We start from the raw sequence: 20,439 nt of genomic DNA, 5'->3' as shown, positions 1-20,439 counted from the left end.
TTGTTCCGTTCCATGCATGTGAGGTTTACGAACATCTTTGTCGGTGGCGGATCCTCAGGTCGCAACCGGAAGGTCTTGGTCTCTCCTGTCAAAGTCGGTGCCTGATCGCAGCACGCTCCATGCGATCCTGGCCAGTTTGTTGGCGAGCGCGACCCCGAGCTTGTTGTGCTGCATGCGGGTTGCGGCCGCTTCCAGCCAAGGACCAAAGCTGAACTTATGCCAGTTCTGGGGCCGCATCATGATGACCTGCGCGGCTTGAACGAAGAGAGTGTGAAGGTATTTGCTTCCGCGCTTTGTGATGCGGCCAAGAATGGTTCGCCCGCCGGTGCTGTTTTGTCGTGGAACCAAGCCGAGCTAGGCCGCGAAGTCCCGTCCCCTGTCATAGGCTTCACCTTTCCCGATAGCAGCGACAACCGCTGTCGAGATCAACGGGCCAATCCCGGGAATGGTCATGAGGCGTCGGCAACTCTCCTCTGACGCGCTGAGGTCCTTGATCTCGGATGTCGTCATGTCGATCCGCTTGTCTAGCCAGACCCAGTCATGCTGAAGACCCAGAATGAACTTTCGCATCCTTAGTGACAGCTCATCACTCCGATTGTTCAGAATGGCGTCGAGTGAGTTGCGCAGGGCGGCCACGCTTTTGCGGACGGTGATGCCGCGCTCGAGCAGGAAAGCCCGGATCTGGTTCATCGTTGCAGTCCGCCGTGACACGAGGCGCGACCGGACACGATGTAGGGCCTGCAGATCGAGTTGTTCCTGTGTCTTCTCAGAAACCGTCTTGAGATTGGGACGCAAGGCGGCTTCCGCGATGGCCTCGGCATCGTTGTAGTCGTTCTTTTGCCCCTTGTTGAACGGCTTTACATAGATCGCTGGAATGATCCGGGGCTCAAACCCCAGGTCGCGCAAAGTCTGGCTGACAAAATGTGCGCTCATGCAGGCTTCCAACCCGACAACGCAGCGGGGCAAATCCTCAAAGGTTGTCACCAGCGCAAGTCGCTTGATCTTCTTGCGCAGCACCAGACGGCCATCGAAATCGAAGCCAACCAGGTGGAAAACATCTTTGCCAATGTCGATGCCGACCGACATCAGCTCATCAAAGTCGTTCTTTGCCATGCTACTTCTCCATTTTGCAGAAATAGGCCAAGCCTAACCTGCTGGGTGAAGCAGCCGGTACATCCCATTACCTACCAAGATTAAAAGAGGCTCGTTTTGCACATGCAGCATTTCGACAAGTTTGTAGACCGCCCTCGGGCGACGTTCATCCGAGATTTGAGTTGCCGTGCAGCGGCATGAGAATCAGTTGTTCAGTCCGGCTGTTTTCATCCACGGCCACGATATGTCGGGACACCCTGATCAGGTATCCAGACCCCTGAAGGCTGCTCACCGGTTTGGTAGAAAATATCAATCGGGATTCCTCCACGCGGATACCAGTAACCGCCGACCCTAAGCCACTTTGGTTCCAGCAATTCGACTAGTCGCTTGCCAATGGTGACTGTGCAGTCTTCGTGAAATGCGCCATGGTTGCGGAATGATCCGAGGAACAGCTTCAGCGACTTGCTTTCCACGAGCCATTCACTGGGAACGAAATCCAGCACGATATGGGCAAAATCGGGTTGCCCGGTCATCGGGCAAAGAGAGGTGAACTCCGGCGCAGTGAAGCGCACCGCATAGTCGGTTCCTGCCTGCGGGTTCGGCACCTTTTCCAGCACCGCCTCTTCCGGCGACTTGGGCAACTCGGTTTTGCCGCCGAGTTGAGTCAGATTTGCGTAAATATCTTCGCTTGCCATTGTTCTGTTCCTTCAAACGCCGCGTTTGTTGCCCCAGACGAGCACATGTAGCTGTGGCAGAATTGTCGGGGAGAACCAGCGGTCCCCCAGGGTTGTTTCGATCAGCCACTCGTAGCGGGCCATGATGCCATCCAAATCGATTTCGGCATCCTCGGCGCCGGGTGGTGGCGGAGTGTGATTGCCGGGTTGAAGATAGAGTGGCAGATCAGGGTAACGTGCAGCCACGTCACGGGCCCAGTCATAGTCAACATTATCAAAGATCACGATTTTCATCACCGTTTCCACTCCTGTAGCACGTGCAATGCAATCGTCGAATTTCATCCAATCCACCGTTTCACCTGAGGATGGCGGCTTCGGGCTCAGGATCAGCGTAGACAATTTGCTGAACCAGTCCTGCGCAACCGAGCCCTGTGTCTCCATGGCAAAGCCATAACCTTTAGCTCTGCCCAGCATTATCAACGTCGCAAAATCCTGGATTGCAGGGTTGCCGCCTGACAAAGAGATAGTCAAAGGTGACCCACCGGACAGGCGTTCCACTTCAGCAAAAATTTCTTCCGCGCTCATCCGTGCCCAGGTATGGCGGAATTCACTGTCCACTGCGTGCAAACTGTCGCACCAAGAGCAGCGGTAGTCGCACCCCCCGGCGCGAACAAAGACTGTGGGCACACCAATCACGGCACCCTCACCCTGAATTGTCGGGCCAAATATTTCCGCAATGCGCAGGCTGCTCATGGGCGATACTCGGCCCAGGTTTTGGGCGTCTCGCTGATCCTTACTGCGCTGGTTTGTGGCCAGCGGGCCAGACAAAAATCGTATATCGCCTTCGCCATAAATTCCGAGGTGACCATGTCGTGCCCGAATACATCGTTCAGATGCCGGTGATCTAACACTTCGTCGATCCAGATCTTTAAAGGTGAAAGTTCTCGGTAATCGATGACAAAGCCGTTTTCATCCAGCTCATCTGCTGCCAGTTCTACTTCAGCGATGTAGTTGTGTCCGTGAAGACGGGCGCAGGGGTGATCATCCGGCAGGGCAGAGAGTTGATGACTGGCGGAAAAATGAAATTCCTTGGTTATCCGGTACATCAGGCGTCCTCCAACGCGGATTTCCAGAAATCCGGATCGGAATATACCGTTGGGTCTGTGACCCCGGCCAAATGGAACGCCTCGCGCCGTTCAACACAGGTGCCACAACGACCGCAGTGTTCTGCGCCACCTTTGTAGCAGGACCAGGTATCAGCAAAGTGAGTGTTGTATTTCGCCCCTTCGGTAACGATGGCCGATTTGGGAATGTGCACGAAGGGCGTGTAGAGGCGGACATTGGCATAGCCATCCAGCGCCCTGGCCTGCATCGCTTCAAACGCTTTGGTAAATTCGGGACGACAGTCGGGATAGATGAAGTGGTCGCCACCGTGCACAGCCGTAGCGACTGCGTCCGCCTGTTTGGCAGCCGCCACACCAAAGGCAATGGCCAGCATAATGGCATTGCGATTGGGCACGACAGTAACTTTCATTGTTTCTTCGGCATAATGTCCGTCCGGCACATCAACATCGTCGGTCAACGCCGAACCTGACAGATGCGCACCGATATGGCGCATGTCGATCAGATCAAACGGCACTCCCAGCCGCTTAGCGCAACGGGCCGCAAATTCAGTTTCCTTGCTGTGGCGCTGGCCATAGTCGAAGGAGATCAGGCCAATTAACTCGTGTTCCGCCGCTACTTTATGCGCCAGAGACACCGAATCGAGCCCGCCGGAGCAGATAACAATTGTCTTCATTTTCAGATCCATGTTTTGTTTGCCGGGTTGGCTACGACCGGCGCTCACATCTTGTGAACGCGGTGTTTTTAGCAGACTTAGGTGGCAAGGTAAAACAACATGCTTGTCGCGTAACGGCAGGCAGGAGTGTGTCCGACTTCCTTCTACTTCCCGTGATGAACGGCGGTCCAACTGTGAAGGAATATTCGCAGGTGCAGCGAAAGCCCACTTCGTCCGCTTATCGGCCATCCGACACCGGACTTTGAACGTCCGGAATGTGCGGTTCGCTACGTGCCGCACATGCAAAAGACCGAAGCTCGGTCGACGGCAGCAATGGGCTCAGAGCCGACATTCGGACGCATTATGGCGATTGTTGGGCCGGCCAAGGCAGTTCAATGTCGGCAGTGCGGACAAAACGGACCTTGCGGACATCGCCTTGAGCGGAGAATGTTCCTTCATGATTTACAAACCCAACAGGACAAGCATCACTGCTGCGCAAAAATCACCATCTAATAAATTTCTTTCAATCACCTTCGTTCGCTATTGGCTACGACAAAACTTGTTTAACGGTGCAACCAACAGTTTGCTGTCGCTAAGTCTAATCGCTCTCATAGTGACCCTATTGTGGAATTTTTTTGTATGGGCTGCACTCAACGGTGTCTGGAACACGGGGTCTCTTGCCGAATGTAAAGAGATTGTCGAGGTGGCCCATGGTCCGGAGGCGCATGGTGCATGTTGGGGGGTTCTCAAGGGAAGAGTTGGCGCGATTCTGTTCGGGTTTTATCCATCCGAGCTTTACTGGCGGCCAATCACAGCACTGGTATTGCTGTTCGCAGCGCTCGCTCCTCTTGTTTTCAAGTCATTGCCACGTAAGATGCTATATTTTTCAGCGTTGTATCCTGTCATCGCTTACTATCTCATTTGTGGGGGCCTCGGGATTGAAGTTGCTGATTCTCGCCAGTTTGGTGGCCTGTTGCTCACATTCATTCTGGCGGTTTCTGGGATCACTTTAGCAATCCCGACCGGTATCGCACTAGCATTGGGACGTCGGTTTCTCATTCGACCCTGTAGAGCCGCTTTCGCGTCTATCATTGCGTTTGCTCGAGGCGTTCCGCTCATTGTATTGCTGTTTGGATGTTTTCTATTGACCAACATCCTCCTGCCCCCTGGAACTTACGTTGACCAGATACTTCGAGGAGTAGCCGTGATTGCATTTCACACTGGCGCTCGGATAGCGGGGGCAATCCACGAGCGGCTGATAGCAATCCCTGAAGGGCAATGGGAGGTGGCGAGTGCTTTGGGCTTTAGCCGGAGGAAGACTATCTGGTTAGTCGTTCTTCCCGAAGTACTCAGGGCGCTGTCGCCATGGATGGTGCTAGCCGCTGTTGGGGTGTTTCGGGACACGACACTTGTTGCGGTGATGGGTTTCTTTGATCCACTCCGGATATTGGAGGCCATCAGGGCCGACGCAGTTTGGCATGGCGTCGTTTGGGAGTTGTTTATGTTTGTTGGATTGCTTTACTGGTCCATTTGTTTTTGCATGACCTGTTATTCTAAATATCTTGAACAAAAATTCGAATCCGAACACACCCATCCTGACAACTTGAGGCGACAGTCAGTTGCGCGTGCTATCGTCACCGACTCGACGGCTTAGATGTATCTTCAGGCTGAGGGCATTTTGAGTTGCCAAACTTGCAATCACCTCAGGCACGACTACTAGGGCCCAGAGTCGACATTCGATCATTTCACTCAGACAATTGAAGGGCGCTTAGGCGACCAAGGTCGGCAATGTTCTGTAAGCGGCCTAATGTACCCGCAGCAATCAATTTACGCAGCAACGGCAGCAAAGGGCTCAGATGGCATTCAACAACCAACAATAAGGAAGACTGTGCAGCACTATCTGTATCGCTAGGAATCATCACCAAATGTAAACTTAGTGCAGTCTCTTAACATTTCGGTCACTCGCTCAAGCATTCGACCAATTTCGTCAGCATCGGGCGACAACGGGTTGAGATTAAATGCAATTTCCTCACCAGCGCTCGAAATTTCCTCAAGTGAGGTCTCCCTGCGGCTTTTAAACCACGTGGTCTTGCATTCCTCGTGTGCTACCTCTGCACGCTTGAAAGCGTTTTCTGCTTCCTTTCTGCCTGCGTCGGCACAGTTGGCAAAAAGAACTAATGCGGAAGTTGCGAACAGAATTGCTTTCATGAAAATCCCCAAAGAAACGAAGCAACACTGACCGCCTTCGTGTAAAAACTCAACCCGAAGGTAAAATCGCCAAATCCCGGCCTTTGTCCGCTACGGGCGGCTAGCGGTCCAGTGCATCCGCAGCGCTTAGGCGGCGCAGCTATGACCGCAAGGGGCTGTTCTGTCTCACCGCAGAGAACGGCTGCAGTGAGCCCATTGTGACCCAACAAACGAATTACTTGAAGGAGACTTCTTCTTTCAGTTCCGCTTTGTCAGGTACTCGAAGGTAGATTTGAGGCTGCTCATATAATATGCTGCCGCGCTCGGAATCCACTAAATACAGTGGCCGGGAACCGGTGACAGTGGGTGACCACCCTTTTGGTGGGGCTACGGCTGGTGGAATATTGTCGTCGACTCTTATGTGGCCCTTTGTATAGCCGTATTCACGACATTTGCCGCTGACCTTGTCTAGAATTATTGTTTTGCAAAATCGACCATATCCGCTGCCGTTGCAGTGGCTTGGGTCGCGATACAATGTGAAGTAGACCAGTTCAGCGGTTTCAATTTTTGAACCCTCCGGAAACCCGCAAATTGAGCGGTCAAGAAGTTGCTCAATAAAACGGATTATTGGCGGAAAACTTGCCGCCGCTTGAGGGCTAATTGCGAAAAGCAATAGCAGTGCCATTGGCCAAGTAAGCTGCTTCATACTCAGAAAGTTACCCTTTGAGATGGATGTCAGAACGAAGTCCGAAGCTATTGGAGGTCAATCTACCCTGCAATCCAAGATCTGCAATGTCCGCTCACCTACCATTTGCCGCCTGGTTCTAAACGTCTGGAATGTGCTGTTTTCGGCGTGCTGCACATGCAAATGACTGAAGCTCGTTAAAGGGCAGGAATGGGCTCTTTTCACCAGTCCATGCAATCTGCGGAGAATGACGGCAGCGAGCCCGGACCTGCCACGCAAAGCTAAAAGCATGCTGTACCTGCATTCGGCAGGTCGCAGCCTAAAGCGGGCATCGTACTCCTTCAAAGACAGGCGGGAAACGGACTTTCGCCGCCGTTGCTCCCCACTTTGGCTATTGTGTTACTAGCGGACCTTCAATTCAGCCCATAGGTCTCATCGGGTCGAATGCTGTTTAAGCTATGAATGGCAGCGACAGCCAAGAAACGGGCTATGCACAAGCTATACGTGCAACCTTTTCTCGTTGTTGGCGGACCACTCGAGACGCCGTAACACGGCGACTCGTCTCGGAGGTATTGAAGAGCACACCCACTAACAATGCCGGTTTGAGCACCTGCCCGCGCCGATCAACCTTAGGGCCGGAAAATGGCTCAGTCTGAGTGAAAAAGAGGGGTAACAAGGAAGTCGCTGCCGAACGTTACTCGCACCAAAACGCCAGTTATTCGCACCAAAGCTCGATTTCTCGTACTTTGGCCGGTTTTTGACGAGGCGCATTCAGCTATAGGTTCCGCATCGGGTGGACTTCGAGGAAATGGTTCCACCGGACGGATTCCCTGGTGTGGGATTGTTTGCTGAGGAAAATAGGTGTGTCGGGCAAATTCGACGATTGTTGGATCGAAACCCTGTAGCGAAAAGACGTTATGGGAATAGAGGTGGTCTTCATGACTTTCGCGCTCAAGCGCCATGCTAATCGGGTCAGGCTAACGTTTGAACAGCGACTCTATGCCCAAAACCTATTCAATCGCTATCTGGCCGTACCAGATTGAGGTACTATTTCCCCGAGCAAATGCCTGTTTGCACCGGATCAGGAACTGGCGCCGCACCGACGGTCAGCTTCCCGGTAGTGGTAGCAAGCAGAAATGTCCGAAGTGTTGGTTTCCTGGGGAGCATATTTCGTTGCTGACAAAGGCTGAACTTGCTGTCTGGCTGCGTAACTTGATGAAAGACAAAGTCTTCATTTCAGCCTACGCCGTGGTCTTTCTTGCTCTTGTGATTGTAGAGCGGGGACATGCAGTTCCGAACATCAGTCAGGTTCAACACGCTTTGTACGTGTTGGCTTGGGTGATCGCATTTTACGCGTTCTATTTCTTCGCGGGGCCCACCCTGTTCTACTGGTCCATTCAAAACTCCATTTGTGTGTTTTGGACCACTTTGGGAAGCTATCTGATAATTCTATTCCTTAAGACCTTCATTGTGACCCACCTGCTGGCGGGCGGATCATCTCTTGGACACGCAGTCCTTTATTACCTTACCTCTGCATTTGTCTCGACTGTGGTTACCTACGCCATATTTTTGCACTTCAGGGCTCAGGCGGTGAAGGGTTTCGGGTACGACCCGCTGAAATACCTGTTTCGGCGTCCTCCTGGACAAATGGAATGTCCGATCCAGATGAAGCTCGACGAGGCAAATCGCGGCCCGTTGCTGATGATCGAAGCGCAGAACCAGTATGTGTCGGTCACAACTGAAAACGGCACGCAGCTGATACGAATGACACTGAAAAGCGCTACTCAGAGTTTGGACCCTGATGCCGGTTTGCTAGTCCACCGATCGAGGTGGTTGTCGAAAAAGCAAATAGACGAATTGGTCTATAAAAATGGAAATCCCTACGTCGTGACCCCAAGCGGCAATGCGTATTCGATAAGCCGAAAAATGGTTTCCGAGGTTAAAGAGACTATTGAACAGCGTAAGGCGCAGGCTTTCAGCATCGATCAGACGGGACCTGCAACCAGAAACGAAAAAGCACAATGCTGAATTGCGGGCAGGCAGAAACAAAAAATCGCCCCACCGCTTAGACCCGTCAGTTTGGATTTTTCGAAATCGCATCCTTCGATAGGGCAAAGCTGGTCAGCCCCGACACTGCACACAGAAGTAACGACCGGCGCAACAATCACCGGCAACTCGAAAGAACCTACCAAAATGCCCTCCAAAGAACGTCTGACGCTATCATTCTTTGCATCACTTGCCGCGGCGCTCCTGATGCTTTTGGAAGAGTTTAGCGAAGCGATGGGATTGGCGTGGGTGCACAACTGGGATGATTACCACATCTGGGCAATTATCGTCATGCTGTGTTTGCTGGGTTCGATCATAGCCCTTGGGGTCGAGTTGCTCCGTATGGGTCACCACGTGACAAAACTTGAGGGGAATGCGAGCCGTGCCTCAGAAGCGTTTGAGGAGCTTTTGGTGGGCTACTTTGACAAATGGTCATTCACCAGAGCCGAGAGGGATGTAGCGCGACTTCTTCTGAAAGGATGCTCCACCGCAGAGATTGCCGAAGCCAGAGATGCGAAAGAAGGCACTGTGAAAGCACAAACAAACTCAATCTACAGGAAGTCAGGATTCTCCAACAAATCGCAGCTTTTCAGCGCCCTTCTGGAAGAACTTACCGGCGACGGACTAAAGAAAAACTGACCCCCAAAAGGCATGAGCGGTTGCATTTCTGCCGGGCGTTCAGCCCCCGGCCTTGTTTCCACAGCGCCCCGGTGAAAGGACTTTTAGCAGGGCCTTTCTGCTTCTTTTACCCTGTTCCTCAATGCGGGTGACATCACGACCATCTGAATAAGTTAAGGCCGAGGCACTGTGTTTGACCTCGTCCGGTATACTAATGAGAGCCCGGTTGGTTACCCTTGCTTCCTGAACATACGACAAAACACCAATGAACCGGTTTCGCCGGGTTTTCGTATGAGATTTCAGGCCATTCATTTTCCTGCCAGCACCTTAAGTCGGGTGACGAAAGGGCTCTGTTTCGTCGATACAATCTCCAGGGCACGCGCCTTGGTACATCCACATTTCATGGTTTCAAATCTGTGAAATTTCATTGGCGATAAACTAAGGTGTAGGCCGCATAAACCAAGGTTCAATATTGCTTAAACAGCCTCATTATCGCCTTTTTTGGCCCTTCAAGCCCAATGCTGAGTGTGCAAGCAAATGCGCATTGAGAGGGTGACGCAGGGTAACCACCCCTGCTCGCGCACAACAAAAATCTTTAGCCAGATGGGGCAGGAAACATGCAGGTCGAGCAGAGGGTACACGCGTTCGCGCGCGGGGGGCGTCTAACCAAGTGGAAGGGAAAAGTGGCGAGCATTGCGCCTTCGCTGTTCTTGTGCTCCGCCTCGGTTTTGGCCGTCTCGGCAGGGTCCTCACTGGCAGAGGTTGTCAATGGGGCACGAACCACGCCGCTGATCAGTAGTGTGGATGAAGACCACACCATCTCGAACACCGGGTCGATCAGCATCAACCGTTTGCCGGGTCCTGCCTTGGTTCAGGTCAACGTGGCGGATTATTCCAGCACAGTGACGAACGCCGGGCAACTGACAGCCCCAGAGGCGAACGTCAGGACTCGCGCAGCGGTCGACATCAATGGCGATTTGTCAGGCACTGTTCTGAACTCGGGCTCCATCACGATGGGTGCCGCATCCGGCGACTCAGCAGTAATCTTTGGAATAGACATCTCCGGGAACACGACAGGTTCGGTACAGAATACTGGTGTTATCAGTATCGCAAATTCTGCGCTGACCTCCGGCACTTCCGTGGGTATTCTAGTCAATCAACTTGATGGCACACTGTCCAACAGTGGGACAATCGATCTTCGGGGCAACAACAGCAGCAGAGCTATAGCAATTGGACTAACGGCCGACGTTGTGAACGGAACTGCAAGTAACAGTGGCAGCATTGTTGTTGATGTCTCAAGCTCTGTTGGGTCGGCGTTCGGATTTGGCATGTCCTTTGTGACAATCAACGGGACAGTCGATAGCTCTGGCCCCATTAATGCATCTGCATCCGCCGCTAATATTGTCCGAGCAGCCGGTGTTGAAATTGATCGTCTGCCAGGGGAGTTTAACAGTACCGGGGCCATCAATGTGTTGGCAGCTGGTACAAACCAGGCAACCGGGGGCGCAATTGTGGTAAACAACCTCTCCGGGCGTCTGCAAAACAGCGGCGCACTTACTGTCGAGATGACAGCGGGTAACACCGGAAGAGCAGACTATGACGTCATCAAAGTCTCCGGCCTGAGCGGAACACTGACCAACTCAGGGATGATTTCCGGGTTGGCTTTCGGCGGAAGTGCTACGGCAGATGGGTTCGATATCGGGGGCGTGGGCGACAGCGGGAATTTCGACAATTCGGGCGCTGTCAATATCCAGGCGCTTGCTACATCTACAACTGCAAATGCCGGCGGGTTGGATTTCGGCAATGTTGCCGGCAGTGTCTCGAACAGCGGACCCGTCAATGTCGTCGCTGGGGGGATCACCTCGGCCACTGCCCGGGGGATACAGACGCGCGACATCTCGGGTACCCTGCTCAACAGCGCCAGGATTTTTGCTGATGCAAGGGCCAGCAACGGGTCGGCCACAGCATATGGGTTTCAAGTTGATGAGGTGAGTAACCAGCTGACCAATGACGGCGACCTGACGGTTGCGGCAAATGGGACACTTGATGGGGACGCAACCGGTATTTTAACGGATATTGTGCAGGGGGCGCTCACCAACAACGGCGCTATCACGGTAACCGGCCAAGGCAGTAGCGCCAATGCATCTGGGATAGACACCCGGAATGTCGATGGTTCCCTGATCAACACCAACACAATCACTTTGAGTTCTGTTGCCACTTCATCGTCGGCACTGGCCACGGGCATTAATACCGGAAGGCTGAACGGGACACTTCAGAACTCGGGCAATATCACCATTCGGGCACGCGCCGCCGACCATGCGTCCGCATATGGTATTGATGTTGGTGAAATTGGCGGCGCTCTGAGCAACTCGGGCTCTATCACCATCCAGGTGGATAACGGATCGAGCGTGGAAGCCATTGGCATCCGGTCTTCGACTGTTAATGGCTCATTGACCAACAGTGGCAGCATCACAATTGCATCACAAGGCTCTTACGTTTCAGCCGAAGGGATCCGCACAGGTTCTATCAGCACGAACGGAGCTTTGACCAATACCGGCTCGATTTCTGTTCTGGCAAACGCACAGGGTTCGCAGGCGAGTGCCAACGGAGTTCTGATCGGTGGTCTTATGTCCGGCACTCTGACCAACAGCGGCAGCTTGACGGTACAGGCTATGTCCGACGTTGCTACTGCCACCGCTTACGGCATCTTTGCGACAGATATCGACGGCCAGCTCAGCAATAGCGGAACAATCGTGGCGATGGCCAAGGGCGATACGGCCGAGGCCTCTGGTATCCGCGTCCGAAACATCAACGGCAGCTTCAGCAATAGCGGTGCGATCACTGTAACGGCTCAAGGGCAAAGCTCGGCAACAGCACGGGGAATCGAAACCGGAGAAATCACCGGTTCGTTTGACAACACAGGAACCATCACAGTCGCTGCTGAAGGGGGAAGCAGTGCGTACGCGACGGGAATACGATCTGACAATTTCCGGGGTATCAGCGGCACTTTTGCAAACTCAGGTAGCATTTCGGTAACAGCATCAGCATCCGGTGCGTCGACTGTGGCCGCAACTGGGTTGAGCGCGCGATTTATTGACCAAACTGGCAGTTATGAAAACTCGGGCACGCTTTCGGTTGCCGCACGCGGTGACTACATGTCCTATGCCTACGCGGAAGGCCTCCAATTTTCGCGCGTTGGCGGTGACGTTTCTAATACTGGGGACATCTCGGTTCTGGTTGAAAATTCGCAAGGTTCGTCTGCCTACGCTGCCGGGATGTTTATTGGTGGAGTATTAGATACGGCCCGCATTTCAAACTCGGGTTCCGTGCAGGTGACAGTCGCTTCTCAGAACGTGGCGACGGCTGCTGCGATAGGCCTGGGAATGGGCAACATCGATGGCAAAGTTAACAATTCCGGAGCTATTGTTGTTTCAGCCAAAGGTGATCAGTTGGTCCGCGCCCATGGCCTGACAAGCGGCGGCCTTGGTGCGAATGGTGTTCTGGATCACAGCGGTTCGATCTCGGTCTCTGCCGACGGGGGCACTGATACCGAAGCTTACGGCATTTTTGTGAATAGCGCTCAGGGCACTGTCAATGTGACGGGAGACGTCTCTGCCGCTTCATCCGGCAAGAGCTATGCGGTGTTTCTGGGCGACGGCGGCGGCACGCTGAATGTCGAATCCACCGCAGATATTGACGGCACCATCCGGGTCAGCGATCACGACGTCAATCTGAGCAATGTTGGCGGACGAGTTGTCTATCGTTTCCAGGACGATGACACGGCCAACGGTGTGTTCACAACGTCTGTGTCCTCAGCCTCTCAAGGTTGGTTTGTTGATAATGAAGGGGGCGCGGCGCCCGTTTATGCATCGTTCGACGCCGCCGAGTTGCAACCCAACACAAACCAAACGTTCGAGATTGCGGGTCTGTCGTACAATCTCGCACGCCAGTTGGACCGCGCAGATGTTGGCGCTGCCAGCCGCGACCGGGTGGTACTCAGCACGCGCGGAAGCGGCCCAATCGAAGGGTTCCGGCCGTACTTTTTGGTTAGTGGCAGCAAAAGCGACGGAACAGCTAGCGGCAGCTCTTCGGCACTTTCGTCAAACATGTGGAGTGTCAGTGCAGGTGTAACCCGCGATCTTGGAACCGGGCTTCGATACGGGTTTGGGGCTAGCTATTTCAAGAATGACGGAACCTTTGGCACTTCGTCCTTTGATACTTCGGGTGTGTTTATCAGCGGCATCGTAGCACAAAACTTCGGATTTGCCGATCTGAGCTTTGGCTTGGGATACGGTGACCTGGACAATGATGAGACCCACCCCAGCGGGAGTGTTGCGTCGGAGGCTGACTATTCCAGCGACATGATAACTGCCTTGGTCGCGGCAGAGCGGGAACTTGCCTTGAAAAACGGTGCAATCCTGACCCCGAGGGCAAGCTTTCTGTACGGAGAGCAAAACCTGGAGGGCTACACCGAAACGGGCGGGACCGCCAATGCAACAGTGGGGGATCGAACTGTCACGTTCAATGAAACCCGGATCGGTGGTGCATACGCAACTTCCATGCTTGGCGGGCGCCTCTCGGCATCTCTGGATGCTGTTCACAGGGACGCAGATGCACCGTCGGTGGTGGATGTAACCATATTTGGCAACACACTCGCTCTGGCCTCAGGTGGAGGGGGGGCCGACACCTTTGGCGAGGTGGGGCTAAACTTCGAGAAACCCTTCCATCATGGGGGAATCCTTCGCCTTGAAGCGAGATCAACCCTTGGGGCTGACGTATCAACCCAGGCCCTCTGGGCGTCCTACGAATGGAAGTTCTGACTAGGAGATACGCACGCAACCTTAACAAACAGTTCTGTTTGGCCACTCCGACCCCTTTGAGCGTGGCCTTGAGATAGCGGTCCACCAAAACTGCTATCTCTGTGGACCACCTCAAGCCATCACACGGGTGGTCCACAAACTCTCTTCGAAAGCTTCAAAATCAGGCAAAGTAACGCGATTGACATGGGCCCTGCCAGTTGAGGTCAATCCACGCAATGTGATGCGCCTAAACCTTTGGCCTATGACGCTTGAAGTCTGCCAATCGACCAATTTTGTCGGATGTTACAGCTTCCCGGTAACGATGAACCCATTCTCAGAAAAGAACCAGTCATGAACCCAATCGGCCTCATTCTGATCGCAGCAACGGTGCTTGTCCCGGCATATCAGCTCTTTTCCCTGCCAGGTATCACTGACCAAGCCGCATTGTTTTCCCAGTATCTGGGGCTTGCCGCGCTTGTCCTAATGGCGTGGAGTCAGATCCTTTCGACACGCATGCCGGGTATCGAGCATCTGTTTGGTGGGCTGGACCGGGTTTACGTGCTGCATAAATGGGCGGGCATGGTAGCCATGGGGGCGATCCTGTTGCACGATACGATAGGGGCTGAAATGCGTGGATTGGGTCGCGAAACCGCGTTAAATGACTTTGCTGAGTCTCTCGGTGAGATCAGTCTGTATGGCCTGCTGCTGCTGGCTCTCATCTCGGTTGCTACCTTTATTCCCTATCATCTTTGGAGATGGTCGCATAAAGCCATGGGTGCCCTTTTTGCCGTTGGTGCACTTCATTTTTTTCTGATCACCAAACCCTTTGCGATGACCGATCCTGCAGGGCTGTATACGGGGTCCTTCTGTGTAGCGGGTATAGTCGCCTATCTGTGGATGTTGCTGCCGCACAGGCTGCGTCCATCTTATCGCTATAAAATCACGAAGCTCGAAACCACCGGCGGAGCATTGGCCATTACGCTTGTACCAAAAGGTAAAGGGATACGCCCATTGCCTGGGCAATTTGGCGTCCTGCGTTTCACCGGCGCCGGAATAAATGAACCTCATCCGTTCAGTTTCTCGAAAATTGATTTTAGCGGCACAGTGTCGGTGACAGTGAAGGCACTTGGGGATTTCACTTCAACCCTGGAAAAGGCGTTGAAAATTGGTCAGCGGGTGCACGTTGAAGGCCCCTTTGGAAAGTTCCGCTATGCCGGTAAAGGTCCTGAAGTTTGGATTGCGGGAGGGATTGGGATCACACCATTCCTTGTCTGGGCCGACAATCTGAAAGCAGAAAGCAATCCGGTCGACCTTTTTTACTGTATCAAGTCAAGAAAGGTGGCACCGCACTTAAATGAGATCGAAAAGCTGGCTGCCAGCAGGCCAAATCTTGCGCTGCACCTTGTTGTTTCCGGTGAAGGCAGACGCATCAGCGCAGAAATGATCGCTGATACAATTGGGCCGAACCTATCACGTGCCAAAGTTTCTTACTGCGGCCCGAGTTCCCTCCGGGCATCACTCAAGAAGGGGCTGAGGCACTATGGCGTTACCAGCCGGCAGTTCCAAAGCGAAGAGTTTGAATTCCGGACCGGCATCGGGTTCACGCGCTTGCTGCGGTGGTTGAGTGGCCGGTTTTTGAGTTTTCGAACACATAACCGGCAAGCGCGAACCTCACCCTCCCCCGAGAGCACGACATGACACAATTCAAACAAGTACCAATTGACGATGCTTTCGTATTAGCCTGTCGCATTTTCACGATGGGCAGTTGACACCTGTCTTGATGTTGTAACAGCCAAGATGCTGACCAGATAGAACACTAATGTGGTGTCGAAGAAAACTCCTGCGACTTGCCGGATTCATCCGCAGCCTCCAAGTCGCTCAGGAACGATAGTACTGACGGAACGCAGTCCGATTGATGCGGTGGGATTGCATGCCATAGACTTTGCGTCAACAGCAGCTTTGTCCACCTATCGGCCGTCCGACACCGGACTTAGAACGTCCGGAATGTGCAGTTTGCGACCTGCTGCAAGAGCGAAAGTCTGAAGTGTGATCAACGGCAGCTCGGGACTCAATGCGGACCTTGAAACGGGTTTCTTGATTGTCACTTTCCGTCCAATGCGGTCATTATTTCAAACAGCCGCGGAATGCGTAGAGATGGCTTGTTAAATTAATAGTTCCGTTAACGTTCGGTATAGGCCAAATCCTGCTCCCGCAACCAAAAATAACAGCTAAATATCAAACGCTTAGCCTCGCAAGCCGCGAGGCTTTTTGCATCCCGCCAATACAACTGGAAGCACTGTGGAAGCAAAAGGAGGCGAATAAAACTGTGGTAACGCGCAACAAGCGCAATTCTATCTAGAGGCTGTTATGAGCCGTATATACCGTAGTCAATGGCTTGCTGTTTGTTCAAAAGGAGGTCTGTGGACGACGCTAAGCTGCTACCCCACTTCTGTTCGGCAAGTGACCGATACGGCCAGGCCCTTTTGAAAGGGAAGTAAACACTTTGCAAAACTATTTGGACATCTGGATTTGTGACCCGCGCCAGCGGAGGGAGTAGCTGTCAGCGACATGTTCATGGGTCCATGCCACACTGTGATCTCCCAAAAACATGCCATTTCTGCATTTCAGGATTTCCATTCTTCCAGATTTCTAGGGATATTTTCTGCACTATTACAGATGCTTAAGAGGCTTCTTCCGCGTGATTTGCAGATGCAAAACAACCTTTTGCCGACGAAAAGTAGCTTCTTGCAGCTACTTCTACTGTAGCGGCAGGAGGATCGGGCAGGCGTCCACGTCCCCCTTTTTTACCGCAAGGCTGGACGCGGTGTGATGGGCTTTGAGATACGTTGCATCGATCATGACGGTCTTTTCCTCACCATGATCAGCGGCCAAGCCGGTGAGCATCGCGGCGAAGATACCCTTATCGCTCCACTGCTTCCAACGATTGCAGAGCGTCTTGTAAGGGCCATACTCTTTAGGTGCATCACGCCATCGTAAGCCATTGCGGTTGATGAAGATAATGCCGCTCAACACGCGCCTGTCATCAACGCGTGGTTTACCGTGCGATTTGGGAAAAAAAGGTTCCAGACGCGCCATCTGTGCGTCATTTAACCAGAATAGATCAGACATGTTCACCGCTCGTTTTCGAGCCGTGAATCATGCCGTCGGTTGAAAATCAATGGGGTTGAGCCTAGAGCCGCGGACCTTCTTTGTTTACTTTAGGCAAAAGGATTTCTCTGAGGCAGAATCGTTCCATAGCTAACAACGGCCACCATATTTAGGGGGAATTACCAATAGAACAAATTGCAGAAATATTGGCCTAATTAGCCATCAATCCTTCCCGGTTAAGAATAAGGAGGCTATTATTAATTGCGCCAATTCTTATGTTTTCGGCATTACATAAAAGTGGCAATAGCCACGTTTTCTTTTTCCAAATATGATAAAGTCACGCTAACTATTTGATAAACCTTAATAAAAAACTAGATTCGACTCTTTTGTTAACCGAACATTAACGCGCGGTTGTGTGCCGTTAAAAATATCCACGCCAAAATGCCGAAGAGCTGCCACATTTTAACCGCTTTTAAATCAGACATTTTGTGGGGACGGCTGCAGCTTGCCGCTGACTTTAATTTCTTTGGGTTAGAAAGATGCTGAATATTTGTAACAGTAAACGTTGCCGCAATCGCACTGGTTGCAATTGCTAAGGTTGCCTTACCGAGGATCAGTCTTGTGGCCGGTTCCATCGGCCAAGAGAGGATAGTACATGCCCATGGCTTTCGAGAGATTTAAAAACACTTGTGTTTCCTCTTCAGTTCGAATGCAGAAAGATGCTCGACATTTTGCTAATGACGAGAGTGGCGCGCTTACTATTTTCGCCCTCTGTATGTTTTTGGCTATCGTCGCTTTTGTGGGCATCGGCATAGATTTTATGCGCTTTGAGAGCGAACGCGCCGAATTGCAGTACACGCTGGACCGGTCTGTTCTGGCCGCCGCGGACCTTGATCAAAAGGCAGATCCAAAAACCGTCGTTCGTTCATACCTTGAAACGGCGGGCCTTCTGGATCACGTGACCAGCATCGATGTGGTCAACAGCGATGGTTATCGCGAGGTGTCGGCAACAGCCTTATCCGAATTCCCGACTCAATTCATGCGCCTATCTGGCTACGATACATTGTCCGCCCCTGCGGCAAGCACTGCCGAGGAAAGCATCGGTATGGCCGAAATCTCAATTGTCACGGACGTCTCGACCTCGATTGCGCTGCAAGAACTGAAGGATGCTACGAAAAGCATCATCACACAGATTGCAACGAAAAACGGGAAATGGAACAACCAGATTTCATTTTCACTGATCCCTTATTCCAGCCAGGTTAACGCTGGCGCGAGCTTGTTGCAGTACTACAATGTCGACCGTTTCCATGGCTACTCGCACTGTGTCAACTTTGTCGACAACGAATTCAGCAAACCTGATCTGTCTCAGACCATAGAACTGGAGCAAACGGCTCATTTCGACCCATATACCGAGACTAAAGAGCCGATTGAACATCCTGTGTGCCCAATCCGCCCTGGATCAGCAATCCTGCCATTCCAAAACGATAAAACTGTGCTTCTTGACTACGTCGACGGCCTCACCAAGCTGAGCAATCCGGTGGCGGACGAGGACTCGGGCCTGGACAATGGCGCGAATTGGGGCCTTATCCTGCTGGATCCCGGCACGCGTCCGGTTATCAACAATCTCGCCACCAAAGACAAAATCGTTCCGGACGCATTTAAGGCCCGCCCTGTGGCTTACGGCGGCAACGTCCAAAAGGTTCTGATCCTCGTGTCCGACGGCCACAATACTGATCAGCACATGCTTAACCCCTCGATGCGCACCACTTTGTCGGATTTGTGGTACAATGAGGAAACCGATCGTTTCTCGGTATACCAATCGAATGGTAGCCCCAATTACTGGTGGCCGCACGACAACAGCTGGCAGGATCACCCCTACGGCAAAGGGAACACGCGTTGCACGAGCAAGGGCAGCAAGACGAGTTGCGTGAAAGAAGACGAACCCGGCAATGCGGTACAATTGTCCTACGTTGAGCTGCTGAACCTCGTGTCTTTGGAACACATCGAGCACAAAATCTTCACCCACTCGCCAAGTGCCTATGGTCAATGGGAAGGCAAAGCGTTCAGCAAGAAAAATGCAGTCGCCAAGGATCAGCGCACCAAACATGTGTGCAAGGCCGCCAAGGATGAAGGCGTGATCGTCTTTGGTGTCAGCGTCGACGCCCCGGTGAACGGCGAAAAGGTACTGCAAGATTGCGCAAGCTCTGCCAGTCATTATTATCGATCGTCGGCCTCTGACCTCAAAGATGCCTTTACCTCGATCGCATCCTCCGTCCGTATGCTGCGGTTGACACAGTGATGCGTAGGTTGCTTTCAGCGCTGGCCAAGCTCCACCGACGCGAAGACGGAAATGTGACTGTCGAGTTTGCTATCGTCTTCCCGGCCATCTTATTTTTGGTTCTTTCGGGGTTGGAGCTTGGCTTAGTAACGCTGAAACACGCGCAGCTCGAGCGTGCTGTCGACATGACCGTGCGCGACATTCGGCTGAACACAGGCATCAACCCACAACACGACGACATTAAGGCCCTCATCTGCAGCCGCGCCGGTTTTATCAGCAATTGCGAAGCCAACTTGCGCCTGGAAATGATTCGGCAAGATCCTTTTGCCTCTATTACAGTGCCCACTGTCCCTGACTGCACTGACCTCTCCGAAGTGGCTCGCCCCGTGAGGACTTTCCAAAACGGCCTTGAGAACGAGTTGATGGTTCTTCGGGCCTGCGCCAAGATCAACCCCGTTTTCCCAACATCCGCAATGGGCAAGGCACTGGTCAACGAAGAAGGCCAGTACGCTCTGACCGCCACTACCGTCTTCGTACAGGAGCCAAGTTAGTATGAGGATCAAGCGATTTCCGACACACCGCCCTAAACGTTTTCTGGCACGGGAAGAAGGCTCGATTTCCCTTGAGGCAGTCCTCCTTGCCCCGATCCTCTTTTGGACGATCATGGCGGGCTATACATTTTTCGAAGGCTACAGGCAGAATGCCTCGAACATCAAAGCGGCCCATACGATTGGTGACCTGATTTCTCGCGAAGTCCGGGAAATTGACTACGCCTATATCGACTCGATGGAAGATATGTTCAGATTGATGGTGGTCAATCAAGCCGATCTGAAAATCCGAATTTCGAGTGTTCAATACCATGAAGACACCAACAGCCACTCGGTGGAATGGTCTGAATATCGCGGTGGATATACCGAAAGGCTGTCGGACGCTAATATTGATCAATATAGAGATGCCCTGCCGCCGATGGCGGATCAGAACACGCTCATCCTGGTCGAGACGTCCAACACGTTTGTCCCCTTCTTTCAGGTAGGCTTGGGCAACATCGAACTGGAAAACTTCATTTTCACTCGGCCTCGATTTGCAAACGAGATTCACGGCCCCCCCCTCCCCGTCTAAGGCCACGCCACCTTGAACAGGCGGGTTAGAAATACTCGTTGATGGTGGCAGGGCGG

The 20,439-nt window shown here is 52.8% G+C and carries 15 protein-coding genes and 2 pseudogenes; 8 read left to right on the top strand and 9 right to left on the bottom strand.

What is annotated here, in order from left to right; all coding sequences use genetic code 11:
* Window positions 1-54: 54 nt before the first annotated feature.
* The 5 genes and pseudogenes from ACR0KW_RS14405 to queC all read right to left on the bottom strand — a co-directional run bounded on the left by ACR0KW_RS14405 (window position 55) and on the right by queC (window position 3,564).
* Window positions 55-1,113 (bottom strand): annotated as a pseudogene (locus ACR0KW_RS14405) (IS110 family RNA-guided transposase).
* Window positions 1,114-1,319: 206 nt separating this feature from the next.
* Complete coding sequence (gene queF, locus ACR0KW_RS14400) at window positions 1,320-1,787, bottom strand: preQ(1) synthase (protein ID WP_480805594.1); 468 nt, start codon at window positions 1,785-1,787, stop codon at window positions 1,320-1,322.
* Between the two features lie 12 nt (window positions 1,788-1,799).
* Window positions 1,800-2,519 carry a 7-carboxy-7-deazaguanine synthase QueE gene (gene queE, locus ACR0KW_RS14395; protein WP_480805593.1) on the bottom strand — a complete coding sequence of 240 codons (720 nt, stop codon included), beginning with the start codon at window positions 2,517-2,519 and terminating at the stop codon, window positions 1,800-1,802.
* On the bottom strand, window positions 2,516-2,872 hold the full coding sequence (locus ACR0KW_RS14390; protein ID WP_480805592.1) for a 6-pyruvoyl trahydropterin synthase family protein: 357 nt from the start codon (window positions 2,870-2,872) through the stop codon (window positions 2,516-2,518). Before ACR0KW_RS14390 ends, queE begins: the two co-directional genes overlap by 4 nt.
* A complete protein-coding gene (gene queC / locus ACR0KW_RS14385) occupies window positions 2,872-3,564 on the bottom strand; it encodes a 7-cyano-7-deazaguanine synthase QueC (protein ID WP_352997311.1) in 693 nt (230 codons plus the stop codon). Before queC ends, ACR0KW_RS14390 begins: the two co-directional genes overlap by 1 nt.
* Before the next feature lie 436 nt (window positions 3,565-4,000).
* Between queC and ACR0KW_RS14380 the strand changes: the two genes are divergently transcribed.
* Window positions 4,001-5,197 (top strand): ABC transporter permease subunit, encoded by a 1,197-nt coding sequence (locus ACR0KW_RS14380; protein WP_480805591.1) that lies wholly within the window; start codon window positions 4,001-4,003, stop codon window positions 5,195-5,197.
* A 254-nt stretch (window positions 5,198-5,451) separates the two neighbouring features.
* Here the strand turns inward: ACR0KW_RS14380 and ACR0KW_RS14375 are convergent, their stop codons facing one another.
* Both ACR0KW_RS14375 and ACR0KW_RS14370 read right to left on the bottom strand, forming a co-directional pair.
* On the bottom strand, window positions 5,452-5,751 hold the full coding sequence (locus ACR0KW_RS14375) for a hypothetical protein (RefSeq protein WP_480805590.1): 300 nt from the start codon (window positions 5,749-5,751) through the stop codon (window positions 5,452-5,454).
* 214 nt (window positions 5,752-5,965) lie between these two features.
* Window positions 5,966-6,436, bottom strand: a complete 471-nt coding sequence (locus ACR0KW_RS14370) for a hypothetical protein (RefSeq protein WP_480805589.1) — start codon at window positions 6,434-6,436, stop codon at window positions 5,966-5,968.
* Between the two features lie 978 nt (window positions 6,437-7,414).
* Here ACR0KW_RS14370 and ACR0KW_RS14365 point away from each other — a divergent pair.
* From ACR0KW_RS14365 to ACR0KW_RS14350, 4 genes are all read left to right on the top strand, one after another.
* A complete protein-coding gene (locus tag ACR0KW_RS14365) occupies window positions 7,415-8,443 on the top strand; it encodes a LytTR family DNA-binding domain-containing protein (RefSeq protein WP_480805588.1) in 1,029 nt (342 codons plus the stop codon).
* A 51-nt stretch (window positions 8,444-8,494) separates the two neighbouring features.
* Window positions 8,495-9,100, top strand: coding sequence for a helix-turn-helix transcriptional regulator (locus ACR0KW_RS14360; RefSeq protein ID WP_480805587.1), 606 nt, complete (start codon window positions 8,495-8,497; stop codon window positions 9,098-9,100).
* Window positions 9,101-9,696: 596 nt separating this feature from the next.
* A complete protein-coding gene (locus ACR0KW_RS14355; protein ID WP_480805586.1) occupies window positions 9,697-13,899 on the top strand; it encodes a beta strand repeat-containing protein in 4,203 nt (1,400 codons plus the stop codon).
* A 330-nt stretch (window positions 13,900-14,229) separates the two neighbouring features.
* Window positions 14,230-15,576: a ferredoxin reductase family protein gene (locus tag ACR0KW_RS14350; protein WP_480805585.1), complete on the top strand. Its 1,347-nt coding sequence runs from the start codon at window positions 14,230-14,232 to the stop codon at window positions 15,574-15,576.
* Window positions 15,577-16,674: 1,098 nt separating this feature from the next.
* Here the strand turns inward: ACR0KW_RS14350 and ACR0KW_RS14345 are convergent.
* Together ACR0KW_RS14345 and ACR0KW_RS14340 are read right to left on the bottom strand one after the other, a co-directional pair.
* Window positions 16,675-17,007 (bottom strand): annotated as a pseudogene (locus ACR0KW_RS14345) (transposase); the annotation flags it as partial.
* A 368-nt stretch (window positions 17,008-17,375) separates the two neighbouring features.
* Complete coding sequence (locus tag ACR0KW_RS14340; RefSeq protein ID WP_480805584.1) at window positions 17,376-17,621, bottom strand: hypothetical protein; 246 nt, start codon at window positions 17,619-17,621, stop codon at window positions 17,376-17,378.
* Window positions 17,622-17,647: 26 nt separating this feature from the next.
* On the opposite strand from ACR0KW_RS14340, the gene ACR0KW_RS14335 reads away from it, so the two are divergent.
* The 3 genes from ACR0KW_RS14335 to ACR0KW_RS14325 are packed head-to-tail and all read left to right on the top strand — an operon-like array spanning window position 17,648 to window position 20,383.
* The gene (locus ACR0KW_RS14335; RefSeq protein ID WP_480805583.1) at window positions 17,648-19,285 is read left to right on the top strand and encodes a TadE/TadG family type IV pilus assembly protein; all 1,638 of its coding nucleotides are present in this window, start codon (window positions 17,648-17,650) and stop codon (window positions 19,283-19,285) included.
* Entirely contained in the window at window positions 19,285-19,815 is a 531-nt protein-coding gene (locus ACR0KW_RS14330; protein WP_480805582.1) for a TadE/TadG family type IV pilus assembly protein, read from the top strand. Before ACR0KW_RS14335 ends, ACR0KW_RS14330 begins: the two co-directional genes overlap by 1 nt.
* 1 nt (window position 19,816) lies before the next feature.
* Window positions 19,817-20,383 (top strand): TadE/TadG family type IV pilus assembly protein, encoded by a 567-nt coding sequence (locus ACR0KW_RS14325; RefSeq protein ID WP_480805581.1) that lies wholly within the window; start codon window positions 19,817-19,819, stop codon window positions 20,381-20,383.
* Window positions 20,384-20,439: the final 56 nt, after the last annotated feature.

Source organism: Ruegeria sp. CG11, assembly GCF_056537245.1.
Note: the sequence above shows the minus strand (reverse complement) of the source record. Positions and strands in the feature narration are given on the sequence as shown.